The 20,004-nt window shown below is 56.9% G+C and carries 13 protein-coding genes and 1 pseudogene; 6 read left to right on the top strand and 8 right to left on the bottom strand.

Features of this window, described 5'->3' with window-relative positions; all coding sequences use genetic code 11:
- Positions 1-10: 10 nt before the first annotated feature.
- The 5 genes from WC811_RS05370 to WC811_RS05350 all read right to left on the bottom strand — a co-directional run bounded on the left by WC811_RS05370 (position 11) and on the right by WC811_RS05350 (position 5,954).
- The gene (locus WC811_RS05370) at positions 11-1,396 is read right to left on the bottom strand and encodes a multicopper oxidase family protein (protein ID WP_372641793.1); all 1,386 of its coding nucleotides are present in this window, start codon (positions 1,394-1,396) and stop codon (positions 11-13) included.
- Positions 1,397-1,413: 17 nt separating this feature from the next.
- Complete coding sequence (locus tag WC811_RS05365; protein ID WP_372641791.1) at positions 1,414-2,736, bottom strand: TolC family protein; 1,323 nt, start codon at positions 2,734-2,736, stop codon at positions 1,414-1,416.
- A gap of 140 nt (positions 2,737-2,876) precedes the next feature.
- Positions 2,877-3,131: a hypothetical protein gene (locus WC811_RS05360; protein WP_372641789.1), complete on the bottom strand. Its 255-nt coding sequence runs from the start codon at positions 3,129-3,131 to the stop codon at positions 2,877-2,879.
- A gap of 664 nt (positions 3,132-3,795) precedes the next feature.
- Positions 3,796-5,232, bottom strand: a complete 1,437-nt coding sequence (locus WC811_RS05355; protein ID WP_372641787.1) for an ATP-binding protein — start codon at positions 5,230-5,232, stop codon at positions 3,796-3,798.
- Positions 5,229-5,954, bottom strand: coding sequence for a response regulator (locus WC811_RS05350; RefSeq protein ID WP_372641785.1), 726 nt, complete (start codon positions 5,952-5,954; stop codon positions 5,229-5,231). Before WC811_RS05350 ends, WC811_RS05355 begins: the two co-directional genes overlap by 4 nt.
- Positions 5,955-6,159: 205 nt before the next feature.
- Here WC811_RS05350 and WC811_RS05345 point away from each other — a divergent pair, with 205 nt between their 5' ends.
- From WC811_RS05345 to WC811_RS05320, 6 genes are all read left to right on the top strand, one after another.
- Positions 6,160-6,390, top strand: coding sequence for a hypothetical protein (locus WC811_RS05345; RefSeq protein WP_372641783.1), 231 nt, complete (start codon positions 6,160-6,162; stop codon positions 6,388-6,390).
- Positions 6,391-7,024: 634 nt separating this feature from the next.
- Positions 7,025-8,794 carry an efflux RND transporter periplasmic adaptor subunit gene (locus tag WC811_RS05340; RefSeq protein WP_372641781.1) on the top strand — a complete coding sequence of 590 codons (1,770 nt, stop codon included), beginning with the start codon at positions 7,025-7,027 and terminating at the stop codon, positions 8,792-8,794.
- A gap of 12 nt (positions 8,795-8,806) precedes the next feature.
- Complete coding sequence (locus WC811_RS05335) at positions 8,807-11,923, top strand: efflux RND transporter permease subunit (protein WP_372641779.1); 3,117 nt, start codon at positions 8,807-8,809, stop codon at positions 11,921-11,923.
- 20 nt (positions 11,924-11,943) lie between these two features.
- Positions 11,944-12,321, top strand: a complete 378-nt coding sequence (locus WC811_RS05330; RefSeq protein ID WP_372641777.1) for a hypothetical protein — start codon at positions 11,944-11,946, stop codon at positions 12,319-12,321.
- A 180-nt stretch (positions 12,322-12,501) separates the two neighbouring features.
- Entirely contained in the window at positions 12,502-14,118 is a 1,617-nt protein-coding gene (locus WC811_RS05325; RefSeq protein WP_372641775.1) for an MFS transporter, read from the top strand.
- A 28-nt stretch (positions 14,119-14,146) separates the two neighbouring features.
- Positions 14,147-15,799, top strand: a complete 1,653-nt coding sequence (locus WC811_RS05320) for a tryptophan halogenase family protein (RefSeq protein ID WP_372641773.1) — start codon at positions 14,147-14,149, stop codon at positions 15,797-15,799.
- Positions 15,800-16,320: 521 nt separating this feature from the next.
- Here the strand turns inward: WC811_RS05320 and WC811_RS05315 are convergent.
- The 3 genes and pseudogenes from WC811_RS05315 to WC811_RS05305 form a co-directional block, all read right to left on the bottom strand.
- On the bottom strand, positions 16,321-16,665 hold the full coding sequence (locus WC811_RS05315; protein ID WP_372641771.1) for a copper-binding protein: 345 nt from the start codon (positions 16,663-16,665) through the stop codon (positions 16,321-16,323).
- A gap of 2,137 nt (positions 16,666-18,802) precedes the next feature.
- On the bottom strand, positions 18,803-19,204 hold the full coding sequence (locus WC811_RS05310) for a hypothetical protein (protein ID WP_372641769.1): 402 nt from the start codon (positions 19,202-19,204) through the stop codon (positions 18,803-18,805).
- A gap of 379 nt (positions 19,205-19,583) precedes the next feature.
- Positions 19,584-20,004, bottom strand: a pseudogene (locus WC811_RS05305) (multicopper oxidase domain-containing protein); the annotation flags it as partial.

Here is a 20,004-nt window from a genome sequence, read left to right as displayed (position 1 = left end):
CCGTTTGCGATTAGTGGTTCATCGGACCCGATGGCTTCACCACTCGAAGTTGCACATCATCGGGACTGCGGTCGGCTGTCGGCGCTGTCTCCGCTTCGGCGAGTTCGCCACTCCACTCGCGCGCGACGGATCCCTCGGGATAATTGAACCAACCGGGATCTTTGTAATTGTTGCGGTCAAGGCCTTCACGAATCTTCACCACCGTAAACATGCCCCCCATTTCGATCGGACCGAATTGCCCGTAGCCGGTCATCATCGGCAGCGTGTTATCGGGAAGCGGCATTTCCATCGCGGCCATGTCCGCGCCGCCCGCCTCTCCCATCGGCATGTAGCCGCCGGGGATGACCTTCGAGATCTTTTGCTGCAAGCTTTTGAGGTCGACGCCGACGTAGGTTTTCACGTCATGCCCCATGGCGTTCATCGTGTGATGCGACTTGTGGCAGTGAAACGCCCAGTCGCCCGGGTGACTTGCGATGAACTCAACCGCGCGCATCTGTCCGACGGCGCAATCGACCGTCACCTCCGGCCAACGCGATTCTGGCCTGGTCCAGCCGCCGTCCGTGCAGGTGACTTCGAACTCGTGACCATGCAAATGCATGGGATGATTGGTCATGGTAAGATTGCCGAAGCGAATGCGCACCCGATCGTCTTTGCGCACCACCAAGTGATCGATGCCGGGAAACGCCCGACTGTTCATGGTCCACAAGTTGAAATCGAGCATAGTGTTGACCTTAGGCACGTAGGCGCCCGGCTCGATGTCGTAGGCATTTAGGAGGAACACGAAGTCACGGTCGACACGATGCTGAGTGGCGTCCTTCGGATGCACCACAAACGAGCCCATCATACCCATCGCCATCTGCAGCATCTCGTCCGCATGCGGGTGGTACATGAAGGTACCCGAGCGGCGGATCTCGAACTCGTAGACGAAGGTCTGCCCGGGCTTGATCTGCGGCTGTGTCAGCCCCCCAACGCCGTCCATGCCGTTCGGCACCGGCATGCCGTGCCAGTGGATGGTCGTGTGCTCCGGCAGCTTGTTAGTGACAAAGATTCGGACCCTATCGCCTTCAACGGCTTCGATGGTGGGGCCCGGCGATTGGCCGTTATATCCCCAGAGATGGGCCTTCATGCCCGGCGCGATTTCGCGAACGACTGGCTCGGCGACGAGATGGAATTCCTTCCAGTCGCCGTTCTGCCGCCAAGGAAGCGTCCAGCCATTAAGGGTGACCACCGGCTGGTATTCGGGGCCGCTCGAAGGATACAACGGTGGCTGCATCAGAGGGGACGGCTGGGTGGGCGCTTCAGGAATCGACGCGGCGGCAACGCGGCCGGTCACCTGCGTAACGCCCGCGAGCGCGAGCCCGGAGGTTGCGAGGAAGTTGCGACGCGAAAAGGTCATGGGGTTTCGTTCCTTCATTAATTGTTCTGCGCTGTGGTTTGCTGCATTTGGCTCGCACCGCCGGAACTCGTGCTTCCTCCACCGATGATCGCGGCATGCAGATCCACGTCGGCAAGCCAGAAGTCGCGCTTGGCGTCGATGGCCTGCACGTTGGCGTTGATCCGATCGCGCGCGTCGGTCAAAAGGCCAAAGAGATCGGAAAGCATGCCATTGTAGTTGAGAAGCGTCTGCTCTGAGATCGTCTCGCGCAGCGGCAGGATCGTCTTGTCGTAGTAGCGCGCGATATCGTAGGCGCCGCGATAGGCCTGATAGGCTTGGCGCGCGTCTGCCCGTACGTTCACCGCTTTGTCCACGAGCATGTTTACGGCGCGGAGATATGTTTGTTCGGCGCGCTTAGTCTTGACCTCCCCAAAATCGTAGATCGGAATCTCGAAATTTAGCTGGTAACCGTTACGGGGAGTCCGCTCGCCGCTCTTGATTTCGTTTCGGCTCACGCCGCTGGCTTCAAGCACGTCGATGAACCGTGTCGCATGCGCAAGACCGTACTCCTTGGCGAGAGCGGCCAATTCCATTCGCGAGGTCTGGAGATCAATGCGCGATGTGACCGCCTCCGTTTCAACATCCGCCGTCGTGCGCGGCATCGCCGGTAGGGCGCGGAGTTTGACGGGCAAGCGATATGCGAGTTCGGCCCCCCAAAGCCCGAGCACGCGGTTAAGTTTCTCGCGTTCGCCGCGTTGCTTCAAACGCGCGACGGCAAGCTGCCCGCTCACTTCGGCGTAGAAAGCGTGTTCGCGCGCCTGATCGAGCTTCGGCATGGCGCCGGTCTCGCCCAACTTCTTCGCCAGTTCCGACACCGCGTCGGCGGACGTGCGGGATTGCTCGAGGAACTTTACCGTCTCCGCTGCTGCCACTGCCCGATAATAGGCCCGCCGTGCTTCAGCAGCTGTCGCCAGGGTCGCCTCGATAGCTTGAGCTTGGGCAACCTTGAACCTGTCCTGCGCGATTTCACGGCGACGTGGCAGGGTCAGCAGGGCGAGAATGTTTTGCGTGATTTGCCGCTCGATCTCGAGTTCGGCGCCTGTGAGATGGGTGAATGAAAACGACGGCGCGGGCGGAAGACTCGCCTCAATCATGTCTGCTTCGGAGACGCCCAGATCATTGTAGGCCGCCTGAAGTGCGCGGTTGTTGAGTAGCGCTACATTCACGGCGGCATCCGTTGTAAGAGGATTGGCCAAAAGCGATTTGACGCGCGACTGCGCTGCGGCAGCATCAGCCTCATTGCTTATTTTCACCGCCGGCGCACCGAGAACACTGCCAGTCTGATCTGCGACGAGAGACATCCCGCCATCCTTCGAAAAATGCGCGCACCCTCCGAGCGTCAGCCCGGCCGCCGCGATCATAAAAACGGAAACAGCGCCCCCGCGCCGGACCGTTCGGTTTCCCCCACACATGTGGTCCCCTCTTTTCCAACACGCAGCCGCTAATGGGCGTCGTGGTCCATTGGCTTGGATTTGGCATCAGGTTGCTTGGGCGTTACGCGGCGATTGGCGTCGCCCCACGGCATCGGCTCAACCGGCTCATAGTTCTTGGTCCCGGCGCCGACCGGCGCATAGGACTGCTCACGTACGGGGACCGGCCGGTCGGGCATCGGCCCCTTCATTGGCCACGGAGGCTCGTCGCCCCAACCGGCGAGCGCCGGCAACAACAGGGCGGCCACGAAACCACGGATAATCATTCCAGACCTCGGTGAATGAGGTGAAGGTCCCCCGACGACGTGCTGCTCTGGCGATTGCCAAGCCCGAAGCGGAAGCGAAGCAGTTTTTGTAAGTCGCGCGAATGAGTGGCGAAGGTTTCGCGCAGGGCAACGGCCCGCGTCACATTGGACGCACTTAGCCTCGAGGAGGTCGTTCGAAGCCGAATTTACGATCGAGAGCCTTTGAAATAGCCTCATACCTGACGTCGATAAGCAGTGACGTAGGCTCGAATGCAAACCCTAAACCCGATCCCTGAACTGCAGACGCCGACGGTCCGCAGGGCGCACAATGAGATGGGCCCTGGCAGCAGCACGCCCCTGTGCAAGGATTACTTGTGACAAACTCGCTTGCTTCGAAATAAAACTGATTAGCTGGGGTCGCCGCATTAGCGCCAGCACCCATCGATGGTGACGAACGGCTGAGCATCCCGTCATCATGCGCGCTCGCCGGTCCCGCCGAACCGAGGATCGCCATCAAAACAGCAATGAATGCAAGCCACGTTCGCAAGTGAATCGAAGTCCCTAGCTATACTGCATCGGTTATTTGCTTATTTGACCTGCCTCAAGAGCTAAGCTTCGTCCGCGTTGATTTCAAGGAGTTATGATGTTGCCCGGCAACGCCCGGATTGAGAGGCGAGCACTTATCCTACAGAGCAGCTATAGGCTCCATTGTTTTTTGATTTGGCAGGCAGATTGTAACGTTCAGCCCACCTGCATCACGATTTCGCAGGGTGATATCCCCGCCGAGTCCGCGCACGAGGCTGCGCGCAACGGTCAAACCCAACCCCGTGCCATCGACGGCGTCGTCGCCAAACTGCCTTAGACGCCGGAAAGGCTCAAAGACTTCGGTTTGCAGCGTCTCGGGAATACCTGGTCCTGTATCGTCGACCGAGATTTCGATCGATTCATTGAGCGTCATCACCGCAACACTCGCACACTTGCCATATTTGACGGCGTTTTCGATGACGTTCGACATGACACGATGTAATGCGATGGGCTTTGTTCGGATAACGACGTGCGGTGGACCATTGACCGAGACGTCGTCGCCGACATCTATGAGATCATCACAGACGCGCTGTACCAGCGACATCACATCTACGGCTTCCGCGGCCTCTGCTGAAAAATCGAGACGCGCAAATCTCAGTGTGGCCTTGATCATCCGGCGCATCTGATTGAGGTCGGCAAGGATTGGTTCCCGCATCGATGCATCCGAAATGTCTTCTGCCCGCAAGTGCAGGCGCGTGATCGGCGTGCCGAGATCATGGGCAATAGCTGCCGCAAAGGCGACGCGGTCTTGTACGAGGCGGCGGATGCGATCTTGCATCAGATTAAATGCGCGTGCAGCTGTACGAACTTCAAGCGGGCCTTTCTCTATCAAGGGCGGGGTGTGGATGTCTGTGCCGAGCCTCTGGGCGGCGGAAGCGAAATAAGTTAGGGGCTGCGTCCACCGGTGGAGAACCCATGCAGCAACAGCGAGTACGGAAGCAAGCATGGCAGCGAGCGGCATCCCGATCTTCCAAGGCGAGAAAGCCTGGACGCTGAGCAACGGCGAGACCGCCTTGAGCCAGGTACCGTCGCTGAGTTTAATCTCCGTCGCTACCGCGCCGATAGGATGAATTTCCGCCAACGGCTTTGCCGGCAGATGGTCGATCTCGGCATGAGCAGAACCGTTGACGGCCGCAAGAAGTCCCGTCAATCCATCGTTGTTTTCTGACGCAAAATAAGCGATGCGAATGTTGTCATGTGTTGGCCGATTGAGAAATACGCTTAACAGATGTTCGAACACGTGCTGCCTTGAGCCTTCTGGAAGTATCTCGCCAAGCGCTGCTTCCGACGGTTGTGAAAAACGAACGAGAGGACCGCTGACAAGGTTAAGAAGACCGCGCCGGTCCAAAGGGGGTGTCTTCTCGACAAGTCTTGAGATTACAGCCACTCGCTCGGCAAGCAGAGCGTCATGCAGAAGCGTAGTTGCGGCTTCACTGCGCTGAGCGTAGAGCCACAGTCCGACTAAATGTGACAACGATAGAAAAATGAGGAGGATGAGAACTATTCTTCCTTTGACGCTATCGAGGACCTGTTTCATGCAGCTTCTCCGGCGACGTCCGGAATAAAGACGTATCCCTTGTTACGTACCGTTTTGATCAGCTCAGGTTCGTCGGGATCGGTTTCAATCTTGCGTCTTAGCCGCGTGACCTGCATGTCGATGCTGCGGTCGTAGGCGATGGCCGAACGGCCGCGGGCGAGATCAAGAAGCTGTTCGCGCGACAGCACGACCTGAGAATGTTCGGCAAAGGCGACGAGCAAATCAAACTCGCCGTCAGTAAGCACCACGGAGACCCCTGTCGGCGAGATCAGGCGACGCCGGGTGCGATCGAGATTCCAGCCATTGAAGCGCAAAACGCCCGCTTGCTGCAAATTGTTTTGTAACGGCAGATCGTTGGCGCGCCGGAGAACGGCTCTGATGCGCGCCAGGAGTTCGTGTGGATTGAACGGCTTCGACACGTAGTCATCGGCACCCATTTCGAGCCCGACAATGCGATCGGTATCCGATCCGAGAAGCGTCAGCATAATCACAGGCACGCGGCTCTGGGCTCGAAGGTCGCGGCAGAGCGTCAAACCGTCTTCACCGGGCATGACGCGATCGAGCACCACAAGATCGACTTTCGATTCGTCTAGGCGGCGTTTCATGTCGCGGCCATCGGCCGCCACATCGACACGCAATCCGTTTTTGCGTAGAAATCGAGACAGCAGTTCGCGAATGTCGCGATCGTCATCGACAACAAGAATATGCGGCTCGGTCTCCATCACCTGCCCCAAATCAACCAGCTTTTCCCCTCTGTAACATAGTGGGCACGAAGTCTCCATCTACGCGTAAATTGGTAACAAAGTGTAACATGGGCCCGTCGCGTGACCGCGAGTTACGCGAGTACAAACTTTTGGGTAGCGATTGGCAGTAGCATTTTCTCCGACATGGTCGAACTGACAATATTGGCCGAACAGGAGATCAATAATGGCGGCGCTCATAACGCTAACGGCGGTTGTCCTGACCGGGATTTCTGCGCCTATTAAGCCCATTCAAAAAGACTCTGCGCTTTATGCGATGCGGGACTTGCTCGTATTCGTCGACGCGCATTCCTATCGCCATTGCCACAACATCCACACGCGCACCTATTGCCACAAGCGTGATCGCCTGCCGACCAATTGGCCGCCCCTTTCCGACACGCCGCACCAAGGCCGCTAGGTCATGCGTCGCGCGCTAGATTGTCCCGTTTCGATCATCGGGCGAAGCGTCGCAGTCATGTCTAGTCACGATCTCGCGATTTGTTCAAAACTGTAAATAAGAACGAGCATACCAATGTCAAAGCTCTGACCATGCTGACCGCCGCGGCAGGTCTCGCCGCGCTTGCGACGACATTCCCTTCCGCCGCAAGGCGACTGTGTCAGCGCTGCTAGCCAATTGAATCCCGATTGCGGACACGACTGCATTTTCGCTTCGCGCGCTGAGGAAGCAGTCATTCGCATCGTCCCGCTCATCGGATACCACATGACAATCGCCGCTGCTGCGAGGTCGCTTTCGTCAATCAGTATTAAGGCAAATGTTCTCCGCCAAAAGGCGGCCGGCACCGGACCCATCCCCGCCGTATGCCCTAACGGATCGATCCGCGAGCACTTCCGAGCCACGTAGGCAACTTTACCGATGAAACAGTGACGACGTTAGCTGGCTCATAAGGCGCCTGTTGCAATCTGTTACCAAATTTCCCAAGCCAGCGGCCTCGCTTGAGGTAATTCGGCCCCGCAATCGAGCGTACAGTTTCGCGTCTCCGGGCTTAGGCTGTCGGAATTCTTGACGTGTGGGAACAACTGAGAGAGCTTTGATGCGATTCAATCTATGGCTTGCGGCGTTACTATGCCTGGCGTCTTTCACGGCGGCATTACCGGCTGTGGCCCACGAGGGGCACGATGACGGATCGCCGGCGGTCGCAAGCCCGATATCGGCGCATCCGCGAGCTGTTGCCACGAGCGAGAGCTACGAGATCGTCGCCGTTCCCAATGGCTCTGAGCTGTCTGTCTTCGTCGATCGGTTCTTGGACAATACTCCAGTCACCGATGCAAAGTTGACGATCTCCATCGACGGCGTTGAGTTCCCGCCGCAATCGGCTCCTGGTGGCGTTTTCAAGCTAAAAAGCGAGGCGCTCCTCCAGACGCCGGGTGAGCACGAATTCATTTTCTCGGTGCAAGAGAGCGATAAACGCGACCTCCTGATCGCCGGTCTCAGTATTCCTGTGCCAAGTGAGGTAAAGGCTACCGCGCCGGCATCAGCATTTGGATGGCTGGAAGCCGCAATACCGCAATCAACTACGATTCTAGCGAGCCTTGGTGCCATTGGCATATTGGGATTGGCCTTGGCGGCTGCATTCAAGCGACGCCTCCGGAGGAAGGTCGACCAACAATCGATGGTCCCCGAAGCTGAAATGCCAATAACAGCGTCTGATACATCGACCGTTCAACGGCTTCGGCCAAAATCGGCGGGGACTGCCGCCGCTGCTGTGCTCTTCATTATTCTGGCCGTACCTCCCCCAGGCGCCTTCGCGCACGGAGACGAGGATCATGGCGATGCAAAGCAGCCGACGTTCGTTGCTGGAGACTCTCCGCGCCGGTTGCCCGACGCCAGTGTCTACCTTCCAAAACTTTCGCAACGCTTACTGGACGTAAGGACGGTCCGGGCTGCTGAAACCACGGCCAAACCCAGTCTCTCATTGGTCGGGCGTATCATCGCAAATCCAAACCGCAGCGGGCTTGTACAAAGCACGCTGGGCGGGCGCTTTACGTTGGCTGAGAACGGTCTTCCGGTACTCGGTCAGGCCGTCAAGGCCGGAGATGTGCTGGGCTATATTACGCCTTACATCGCCGCAATCGACAAGTCCGATGCGACTCAAACAGCTGGCAACCTCGATCAAGAAATCGCGCTAGCCGAGACCCGGCTCGAACGTGCCAAGCGTCTATTTGCGGTGAACGCCGGCACGCGAGTCCAGGTTGAGGACACCGAAATTCAGCTCAACGGTCTTCAGGCGCGGCGAGCCGCCTTAAACGTGAGCCAGACAAAGCCTGAGCCTCTCATAGCACCCATTGACGGCGTCATCGCCAGCGCCAAGGTTGTCGCCGGTCAAGTCGTCGGCACGGCAGACGTCCTGTTTCAGCTCGTCAACCCTTCGAGCTTATGGGTCGAAGCTTTCTTATTTGACCCATCGACGCCCAACACCTTCACCGATGCGACTGCTCTCGCTCAAGGGGGGACAAATCTCTCTTTGTCTTTCATCGGTCAGAGCCGGACGCTGCAACAGCAATCGACGGTCTTGAACTTCGAGATCAAGGATCCGCCGGCTTCGCTCAACGTGGGCATGCCGGTGACGGTGATGGTTCGTCTTGGGAAGCCGGTGCAAGCGATTATATTGCCGAAGGCAGCGGTCGTGCGTGCTTCCAATGGCGAGAATATCGTCTGGCTTCACACCGAGCCAGAACGCTTCGTCGCGCGATCAGTGCGTATCAATCCGTTTGACGGAGATAGGGTCCTCGTCGCGGCTGGTCTTGAGACGGGCCAACGCGTCGTTGTTCAGGGCGCCGAACTCGTCAACCAGGTGCGCTAGGGTAGCTGGTCGATGTTCAACTTTCTTGTTCGCACCAGCCTTAAGAACCGGCTGTTTGTCCTAGCGGCGGCCTTGCTGCTCATCGGTTACGGCAGCTACGTGTTGCCGCGCTTGCCTGTCGATGTATTTCCGGACCTCAACAAGCCAGCTGTCACGCTGATCACGGAAGCAGAGGGCCTAGCCCCTCAGGAGGTTGAGCAACTCGTTACCTATCCGATTGAGACGGCGATGAACGGCATGCCTGGGGTGACGCGGGTTCGCTCTGTATCGGGCGTCGGGCTTTCCATCGTCTACGTTGAGTACGACTGGGGCAGCGACATCTATCGCAACCGTCAGCAAATTGCCGAGCGCATGTCCTTAGTCCAGGCTCAGCTACCACAAGGAACGATTCCTCAAATGGGGCCGATCTCGTCCATTATGGGCGAGATCATGCTCATCGCGGTAGCCAGCGACGGTGTCGGCCCGATGGACGTGCGCGAGATTGCCGATTTCGTGCTCCGCCCGCAATTGCTGACGATCCCCGGCGTTTCGCAGGTCATTCCGATTGGCGGCGAAGTGCGACAATACCGCGTCACGCCCAACCTCGTGGCGATGCAAACGCTGGAGATCACACCGGAAGCTGTCGAGACTGCCATCAAGCGCTTTGGGTCCAATACCGGTGGCGGGTTCGTCGATCAGTACAGCCGCGAATATCTGATCCGAAACATCGGCCTTACGAACAAACTTGAAGATTTGCGAAACGTCGTCGTGGCATATCGCCAAGGCCAATCTATTGTTCTTAGCCAAGTGGCCAGCGTTGATTTCGGCGCCCGCGTCAAGCGAGGAGACGCGGGCTATCGAGGGAAGCCGGCCGTGATCGTTTCTGTGCAAAAGCAGCCAGGCGCCGATACAGTCAAGCTCACCAAAGCCATAGAGTCGACGCTATCGCAATTGCAAAAAACCCTGCCAAAGGGGATCTCAGCGACCAACATCCAATTCCGGCAGGCGACCTTCATTGAAACATCGATCGGAAACGTAGAGAAAGTTTTGGTCGAAGCGGCCGGCATTGTCGCGATCATTCTCATCCTTTTTCTACTTAACTGGCGGGCAACGGTCATATCGCTAACGGCTATTCCGCTTTCTATTCTCATCACGGTCGTTGTCTTTCAGGTCTTTGGATTGACCATCAACACAATGACCCTCGGTGGTCTTGCGATCGCGATCGGCGAACTCGTCGATGATGCAGTCGTCGGCGTTGAAAATGTCCTGAGACGGCTCAAGGAAAATCGGGCGCTGAGGCTGCCCGAGCCGGTGCTCGATGTCATAGCGCGGGCCTCTCAGGAGGTGCGTTCCGGCATCTTCTACGCCACGATCATCATCGTGCTCGTTTTCGTCCCGCTTTTTGCGCTTTCGGGAATTGAAGGCCGGCTGTTTTCGCCGCTTGGCGTCGCCTATATCGTGTCCATTCTGGGGAGTTTGATCACGTCGATCACTGTCACGCCGGTTCTCGCCTATTATCTGCTGGGCAAGACGCGTCAAGGTCACGAACGAGATAGTTTCGTGGTTCGCATCCTCAAGTCTGGAAATCGAAAAGCGCTCGAGTTTTTCTTCAAACACCCCTTGCCGCTTGTGACAGCGATCGTGCTAGGCGTCATGGCGTCGGCGTATGCGGCAACACTTTTGCCGCGGTCTTTCTTGCCGCCTTTCAACGAAGGCACGCTAACGATCTCCGCGCTCTACAATCCCGGAATTTCGTTGGCCGAATCCAATCGTCTCGGCCTCCTAGCCGAGAAACTAATCTTGGAAGTGCCCGAAGTGACTTCTGTTGGCCGGCGCACTGGCCGCGCAGAACTCGACGAACACGCCGAAGGCGTTCATTCCAGCGAGATTGACGTCGATCTCAGACGTTCCAATCGGTCAAAAGAAGAGATTTTGGCTGAGGTTCGTGCGCGACTTTCGGCGCTGCCTGTCTCTGTCAACATCGGTCAGCCGATCTCACACCGTCTCGACCATCTCCTATCGGGAGTGCGCGCGCAGATAGCGCTTAAAATTTATGGCGAGGATCTTGATACGCTCCGCACAGTTGCCGAGACGTTTCGTGCCGACCTGGGCGCCATCCCGGGCGTCATAGACCTGCAAGTCGAAAAACAGGTGCGCATCCCGCAGCTTCGGGTTGCAGTCGAGCACGATCGTCTCGCGCTTTACGGCCTGACTCCCTCGGCCGTAACAGAAGCACTCGACAGTCTCTCGAATGGCCGGGTCGTCTCACAAATTTTGCAGGGCAATCGTCGCTTTGATGTCGTGATCCGTTTATCAGAAGCTGACCGCTCGACAAAAGGTCTGAGCGAGCTCCTGATACCAACGCCCTCGGGGCACATTCCGCTGCGCCTCGTTGCCGATGTGCAGGAGGACGACGGACCCAACCAGATTCTGCGCGAAAACGGCCAGCGCCGCATTGTCGTATTGGCGAATACAGACGGCAAACGCGATATGACCCAGATCGTCTCCGACATCCGAAAGGTCGTAGCCGACGCGCGCTTGCCGAGTGGCTACCGTACGAGCTTGGAGGGCACGTTCCAAGCGCAAGAAGAGGCGACTCTACTGATCGGCGGCCTGTCGCTGATCTCTTTGAGCCTCATCTTCCTCGTACTTTACGCGCGCTATCAATCGGTGGCTTTGACGCTGATCATCATGGGCAATGTTCCGTTGGCACTGATCGGCAGCATTCTTGCTTTGTGGATTGCCGGTCAGCCACTTTCGGTTGCGAGTATGATCGGCTTCATAACGTTGACCGGCATCAGCGCCCGAAACGGAATTCTCAAGATCAGCCACTACATCAATTTGGCGCTTTACGAGGGTGAAAGTTTCGGTCGTGACCTCATCACCCGCGGCAGCCTTGAACGATTGACGCCTGTTCTCATGACGGCTCTTTCGGCTGGGCTCGCTTTGTTGCCTCTGCTTTACGGGGCCGACGAGCCGGGGCGGGAGATCCTGCATCCTGTGGCGGTCACGATTTTCGGAGGGCTGGTCAGCGCGACCCTTCTCGACACCTTCCTCACGCCGGTTTTGTTCCTGATGTTGGGGCGAAAGCCGCTCGAGCGGATCCTGACTGGCAGGGAAACGGCCCTCACACCCGCGGAAGCATTTTGACCTGAAACAAGGAGACGACAATGCGCTTAAGCCCATTTCTCATCGCTGCTTTGTTCTTCGCAAGCCCTGTCGTCGCATTGGCGCATGACGAAGCAAACGGTCCCAATGGCGGACAGGTCACCGAGGTTGCGGGCCACCACGTGGAGTTCACGACCAAGGACAAAGAGATTGTGCTGTATCTGACCGACGGCAGCGGTAAGCCGATCGAGTCCAAGGGGGCCTCGGGTCGCGTCATCATCCAGAACGGGGCCAAGCAACTCACCGCTGACCTATCCCCGACCGATCCAAATCAGCTTTCGGCTAAGCTTGATGCCCCGCTTGCAGCTGGAGCGAAGGTCGTTGTGTCCGCGAAGCTCGGCGATGGTCACGGCTTGCAAGCGCGTTTCATCGCAAAGTGAAAGATTTGGGAATATCGCGTCAAGGTTCCTTGAGGCTTTTGTTGGCTCCACGATGGCTCGCCCATCATTTGCGGCGTGCCGATAGTCGAAACGCCCGGACGTATAGGTGGCGCGAATTCTTGATGCTGGCGCACGTCACAGCAAGCTGCGCGTCGCCGTCCAATTTTGGGAGCACGGCAGATGTTACTCGGTTCGCAAATGGGGGGCGTGACTTTTGCCCATGCTAAAGCTTTCTGGTTCGGAGTTGGAGCGGTCACTATTGGGGTTGTCGCGCACATTCCAATGTATTTAATGGCCCGCGAGAGTGGATATCGACTATCTGGCATGCCCACGGATCCGGTAATGTTCTTTGGAATGTTGTCGATTGCAGTCGGCTTGCTTGCAAGCCTTTACGGGCTCCTTCCGCGTTCCGCGGCCACACTTGCGAAGCGAGCCTCCCAACTTCAAGTCACAACGCTCGATGACGCGAAGATCAACCGGGCCCATGTGGGTTTGATGATCACGATGGCAATTGCTGTGACCATCGATGTCATGAAGCCAACGACTCTGGCGTTCGTCATGCCGGGCATGGCACTGGAATACAATTTATCGTCACCCCTTAACCCAGGAGGAACTACTCCAGTCGCGTACATAGCTCTTTTTGCTATCGTCGGGACAGTGCTGGGTTCGTTTTTGTGGGGTTGGCTCGGCGACCGAATTGGTCGGAGGGCATCGATTCTCTATGCGGGCATCGGTTTCATTGCCACTGCGATTTGCGGCGCTATGCCAGACTTCTCGTGGAACCTCGCAATGTGTTTCCTAATGGGGATGACAGTCGGCGGAATGCTCCCCATTTGTTACACGCTGCTTGCTGAAACAATTCCGGCAAGGCACCGCGGCGCGTTAATGGTGCTTATAGGCGCGGATGTTGCTGGAGCGTATATTCTTACCAGTTGGCTCGCGACAGTGCTCGTCCCAACCTATAGCTGGCGAATCCTGTGGCTGATTGGATTGCCCACTGGCTTGGCGCTGATCGGACTAAACCGATGGATTCCCGAGTCCCCGCGCTTTCTCATCGCGACCGGTAAAAACTCTGAAGCAGCTGAGGTAATGGCGCGCTTTGGAGCGCGTGTGACCGATCCAGCCCTCATAGACACCATGGCCGGAGACGCCAAAACAAGCCACTGGTCAGAGTTGTTTAACCCTGCGCTTCTAAAGCATACTCTGGTAATAGCTTTCCTTGGTTTCGGTTCAGGTTTGGTGCTGTTCGGATTCAATCTTTGGATGCCGACCAACTTGCGTCAACTCGGGTTCGCAGATGCGGACGCAATTCTTCGGAATGCAGCACTTTTGGGTTTTCCTTTGGCGCTGCTCGTCGCTTGGCTTTATGGTTTCTGGAGTAGTCGCAAGACGATGATACTCCTATCGTCAGCTATGGCGGCGGCACTCTTTGGATTTGTCATTGTCGGAGACGCAATCGCTGGCAAACGGTTCTTGCTCTATATCCTAATGACAATGCCAATCTGCGGCATGAGCTCGGTGGTGGCGGTCGTGTCTGTTTACAGCTCTGAAGTCTACCCGACCCGCATACGCTCAAGGGGAACCGGACTGGCCGCCGGCGTCAGCAAACTCGGCGGAGTTGCCGTCATCGCTATGGTTGTCTATGGGAAAGCTACGCCTTCAATCACAGCCGTGGCGCTGATCGGAGCCGTTGCAATGACCTTGGCCGCAGCGTTAGCAATGAGCCTCGCGGTCGAGACTCGGAACCGACGGCTTGAAGAAATAGGTAGCCAAGAAGTTTGCGCGTCGAAGTCGTAAACTGCAGAGCGCATAGCGGAAGTGATTTATGGCCCAACCATTGCGCAGCATCACGATCGTTGGCGGTGGCACGGCCGGCTGGCTTACAGCCGCCTTTCTCAACCGCTTTTGCAAAGCAAAGGATGCCAAGCACGATGTTGAGATAACGCTGATCGAATCGCCAAACATTCCGATAATCGGGGTCGGCGAAGCTAGCCTGCCGAGCATGGTCATATTGCTCCATCAGCTCGGCATATCGGAAACCGAATTCTTCAAGGCCACCGATGCGACCTTCAAGGTTGCCGCCCATTTCATTAACTGGCACCACGACGACAACGGCCAACCCGTCGAGTTCTTGAACGTCCTCAATGCTCCACCTTCAATCGATACGCGCCAGCTCGCGGACTACTTCGTGGCTTTCGATTCGCAGCGCGCCGCGTCGGTGGCAGGCATGGCCTACGTGCGTGCCTATTCGCCAGTCGTTGACATCGTTCGCGGCAATCTCGCGCCGCGACGCCCGGGCCAGCCCGATTTCAGCGGCGAGGTCGGCTATACCTATCATTTCGACGCCACCAAGCTTGCCTCTATGCTGAAGGACATTGCGACGAGTCGCGGCGTGAGGCACATTTTGGACGATGTTGATGCCGTCAATCTTGACGACCGCGGTTTCGTCAAATCGCTGAACCTACGCCGCCAGGACGAGCACCCCATCGAACTCGTCATTGATTGCACCGGCTTTAGGGGCTCAATCCTTCAGCAGGCGCTTGGCGAACCTTTCGAATCCTATAGCGACTATCTCCTAAACGACCGCGCAGCTGTTGTGCAGATTCCCCACAAGGATCCCCGCGTAATAGCGCCGACGACGCGGGCAACCGCTTTCTCAGCTGGCTGGAATTTCAACATCCCGCTAACGTCGCGCATCGGCACTGGCTATGTCTTCTCAAGCCAGTTCATCTCCGACGACAAGGCCATCGAAGAACTTCTCGCTTTTTATGGCGACCAGGCTAAGGGCTGCGAACCGCGGATCATCCCAATTCGGACGGGGCGCGTGCGCAATGCCTGGGTAAAGAATTGCGTCGCTCTAGGTCTTTCGAGCGGCTTCATCGAGCCTCTCGAGGCAACGGCAATCTTCATGTCGGATGTGGGGGTGCGCTGGCTCTACCACTACATGCCTACGCTGGATTTCGAGCCCGAACTCGCCGCCGCATATAATCGCCAGATAAGGCGTCTCTACGAGGAGGTGCGCAATTTCGTGCAGCTCCATTATCATCTCAACAATCGTCAGGACTGCGAGTATTGGAAGGCGGCCCGCGAGGGTGTGAAACTGTCCGACCGTTTCCGGGAGAACCTCAAAATTTGGCGCCACGCCACGCCCGAGGATGTGGACTTGGAAAGCACTTTCCTATTCGGCGGTCCTGTTTACACTCTCGTCCTGATCGCGAAGGGCTTCTACAAAGATGCTCATCTGGCGACTGCGGGTTGTCTGAGTCGCTCGAACTATGAGCGATACCGGCACGCCGTGCGCGAGAGCCGGCCGGAGCAGCTGAAGGGTCTGATCGGCCACGCCGAGTTTCTAAGAACCGGAGGCAAGGCGCCGACCGGCCCATTTGCGGTCCCTCACCCTGCCAACTTAACGGACTTCGGCCCGGGTAATATGAAGATCAAGCTCCCGGCCTATCCCCAATTTCCCAAGCGCAGATGATCGCTTTTGCGCAGCCATGGATTTGTGCCAGCATTGGCCGGCTGATATCTGCCGGCTGGCAATAACATGATGCCACGGCGGCTTGTTGCTTCTGTAGCGCTGCACCGGACAATGCGCCGCCCGTCATGGCTTAAATCTGCATGACCATGCAGCTCCATGTCTACTGCAAATGGTGCATCCGCTGAATTGCTGTGCTGCGCCGGGTCCGGCGGGCCTGCAGAGCACGTGCATGGATCGCGACGCGATCTCCTGACAATGTCGTGTAGCAAGCAACCCTTGGCGGGAGGTTGTGACAGACGCGATAGCCGCGCGTGTCAACAGGAACCGTTTGGGCAGGGACAAATCGTAATTCCATCGGATAGGCATCGGCTCGCGGTGCGAACGCGGCGGCGGATAACCCAATGGCGATCCATGCGAATGAGGTTGAGACAAACAAAACGAGAATGAGCCCTGTACCCTTGAGTTTTCTCCCTAAATTGGCGGGGACGGCACAGCCGTCCTCCGCGTTGGTCGACTTGTCGCTATTTCGCTTTTTTAATCGACAGCACGGTTAGCTGACCGTTGACCTTGTTGGCGGTAAACATGATCTTGTCGCCGATTTTAACGACTTTGAGCATCGCGGGATCACTCGCTTTAAAGACCATCGTCATGGCCTCCATGTTGAGGTTGATGATCGCGCCATGCTTTATGGTCATCTTGCCCGAAGCCTCGTCGACCTTTTGGATTTCCCCGGCAACTATCGGCAAGCTGGTAGAGGCAGAGGCGGCCGGGTGTTCCTCGCCCTCATGGGCAAGAGCCAGTGGCACGCCTAACAGGCTAAAGCTGCATATCGCCACGGCGGCATTTAAGAACATCATTCTCCGCATTCGTCTTCTCCATGTTGAAGGTGGTAGGCTATTTGCGACCGCAAGTCCGTGTATCCTGCCTTTGGAGTGGCAAGGGCCAGCCCTGCAAATCGACGGTTGTAACGTTCCAAAGGTGTCGCCAGAATTTTTCTGGATTCGTAGCTGGGAGGTAATCCCGCGGGAATCCGCCCGGCACCATTTCGGGGATTTCTTCATTGCGATCGTATGATCACTGCTGCGGCCATCTTATTCGCCGCCCTTTTCGCATTTCTTGTTTCCTTGTTGTTGCGGTTTTTCTCGCTCGTGAAGCGGGTGCGCCCGCGTGCATATCCGCAGGACTGGATGTGGCGCCGAAATGCGCCAAAAAACCTAAGTTAGCCGTCGGTTTTTGATAACGATAACCAGAACACGGCGAACGACTATCTTTGTCGGTGTGGAACTAAGCTCTCAGGCGCGATCCGGCCAGCTCTTCGTTCGCGCCTGCCATCTATCTATCTAAAGTCGGCCGTTCTCTAACTGCCTAGCCGCGTAGCCGATCAGCTACTGACCCAAATGCACATGATGCACATGAAATCGTTTCACTCCGTGCAGCGTTCGCTTCGCCTCGACTTCGCTGCCAGCGGCATACCGAGAGGTTGACGTAACTCGGGGTTCTTCGTGCGGAACAGAGTACGGAACGCCACTCTTGGGCAGCCACCGTATGATAGTGTGGGCCTGCGCTTGGCTGGCAAACGAAGCAAGCGCAAATGCGAATGCCACGATGGTGGTTCTTGAGATCGTTTTCATGGATGTTGTCCTTCTCAATCGAGAGTGTCGGGAGACGTCATGGCGAGGATTTGCGTGGGCCAGTCGCGCTCAGTGCCGCGGGTCGTGAACTCGGTTCGCAAGACGTCGGTTAGAGCTGAATTCAAGGTGCGCGGTCGGCGCACGCAACCAGTCAACCAAAAATTGGTCGGCAGGATTTGCGTTGTGTCGCAATGTGCGACAATTAAACCATCACGATCGAGGAGGAGGAGAGGGGGGCTCAATTGACGAAGAGGACAGTTGTGTGTCGGCAAATGTTGGAAACGCGTCGTGATCTGGCCGAATTGTTTCGAACGCCACCGGAACGACGCCCCACGCTGAAAAGCATGGGCTGGTGCAACCGTGAGCGCTTCCGCATACTTTCTTCGCTTCACAATTTTGCGTGCAGCTACGGCAAAGACAATCATTGGACGGCGCTACGTTTGTTTGTGCAGCTACGCTGCTCGACTTTGCCATAGCCATTCCGACCGTGGGTGCGAAAGCCACTGTCATCGACAACATGAGGGCGAATATGATGTGGTGCATGGCCATAAAGAACACTCACTTTGCAATCGACAGATTGCTCTCGGTCACTGCAAAATCAAGTGAACTCTCGACAGCTATAGCGTCGTATTTGTAACGCCGCGTAACGCCCGACTGGCCTTGACCTTTTTCGTGCGCGCAGCGAATTTGTTTTGCTCCGATGATAATGAAGCCGCCCAACCACGACGATCCAGAGGAATCGTCTCCACAGCAATTAAACCGCTGCTGCGTCGTTCACGTCCGATGGCTGAACGGTTACGGCATTGCCTGTTAGATCTAACCTAAGTGCTACGTACCGGCTCGAGATCCGATACATTTCGCTAAGCACAGGGTTAGTATTCAAATAGAAACGACCGCTGACCAATTGAAGGCGTGCTTGATGCGGTGCTTGTGCTCTGCTTAAGTGTCGGACGTGCCATCACGATGCTGTCGGAGCGACCGCAGCCCTTATTCTGCGTAACATTTTGAGCTGCTGACGGGCCATCGTTGAAGGGGTCATTGTGCTCTGCATCTGGCAGCCAAGCTGATCACCGCTATTGGCATGTATACGGGTTGTTTGGGTTCGTCGGATATGGTGCCGCTTCACACGACATTACGGCGGCAGCGTTCGCCAAATAGCGACAAATCTTAAAACGTCATCAAGCATTTTGCATTGCCCCAACACAGCCAGTCATCACGAGGGATAAGTTCTGCTTCGTAAGCGCCAAAAAAAAATGAGTAGTCGCCATGTTTGAACGATTGCCCGGCCGTCGCATCCTCCTAAGCGATATCTTGAAGCCGGAGGTCAATAGTTTCGGCGTCGTCCGGTTGGCTGGCCGTCGCCGTGCTGGTGTCACCTGCTTACTGGTCCACTGCCGGGCGCGGCGGAACTGAACCACTTTACGCGCGGACTGGGCATTCGCTCGGAGAACATGCCGTGTTTTTCATTTTGAGCGGCGTTCTTGTCACGACCAGTTTGCTGCGATCGCAAAGTGTAAATTTTGCCTGCGGCCGCGCACTCAGCATATTCCCAGGTCTCATTGTCTGCGTTTTGCTGACCGCGCTCTTGCTTGGACCTTTTGGTCAGCACACTCCAGGTGAGGGAATATTTCAGCGACCGCGCGCTGCCGTCATACATCATCAATACAATTCTGCTGACGACCCGAGACTTTTTCGATGTGTGAACGGCATTGTTTTTAGCGCGCAACCTCTCCCTGCATTGCGGAAGAAGGCCCTTGGACAAGGGCGCTTTCAAAAAATCTCCGGACCGCATCCCTCGTCTGCAGCGCAGGACGTTCCACCATGCGCCACGAGACCGATACAACAGCCAGTGCAAGCGGGAGTACGCAAGCTTTCAAGTTGAAGGCGGAGATTCCCGGCATTGCATTGATGAGCGCCTGCTGAATTGGACCGGCGTAAATGTACACCCCGAACGACAAATCGTTTGCGTGTGCCAACCGCCAAGGGCTCCAAAATTATATGATCCGATCACGAGCGTCGCATAGCCAAGGAACAGCGCCGAGGTGACTTCGGCAAAACGCGTTCCAATCGCCAGCGCGAAGGGCAAAGCCAGTGGAGGTAACGCCATACTGGTCAACGGCAAACGGTCTACATCTACGAGACGGTGGGCCAGTTTAAGTGTTTGGATCGACATCCATCATCAAACAACCGCCACCCTGTTGCTCGGCGTTGTTAATGGTCGTGTGGTGCGAGATGTGGCGATGGATTATCCATTTGCCGGCTTTGAGCGCCGTCCAGATCACGTCGTAACGTTGTCCGGGACCGACATTAGATGCTGTCGGCCTTGAATCGTGCCGCCGGCGCCAGGGTCTCGCCGTCGCGAGCGACCACCATGAACGGACCGCCATGGATGTGCATGGGATGGATGAAGCCGGTGCTGGAGCCGATGAAGCGAATCTTGAGCGTTTCGCCGATCTTCATCTTGATGGTGTCGGTTGAAGGGTAGGCGCGACCATTGATGGTGAAATAGTTCGGCATGCCCCCTTCCATCGGCATCGCTGGATAGGTCAGGCCGTCCCGCACCAGCCACTCTTG

The sequence above is a fragment of the Hyphomicrobium sp. genome (assembly GCF_041659645.1).
GTDB lineage: Bacteria > Pseudomonadota > Alphaproteobacteria > Rhizobiales > Hyphomicrobiaceae > Hyphomicrobium_B.
This window is presented reverse-complemented; position numbering and strand designations above follow the sequence as displayed.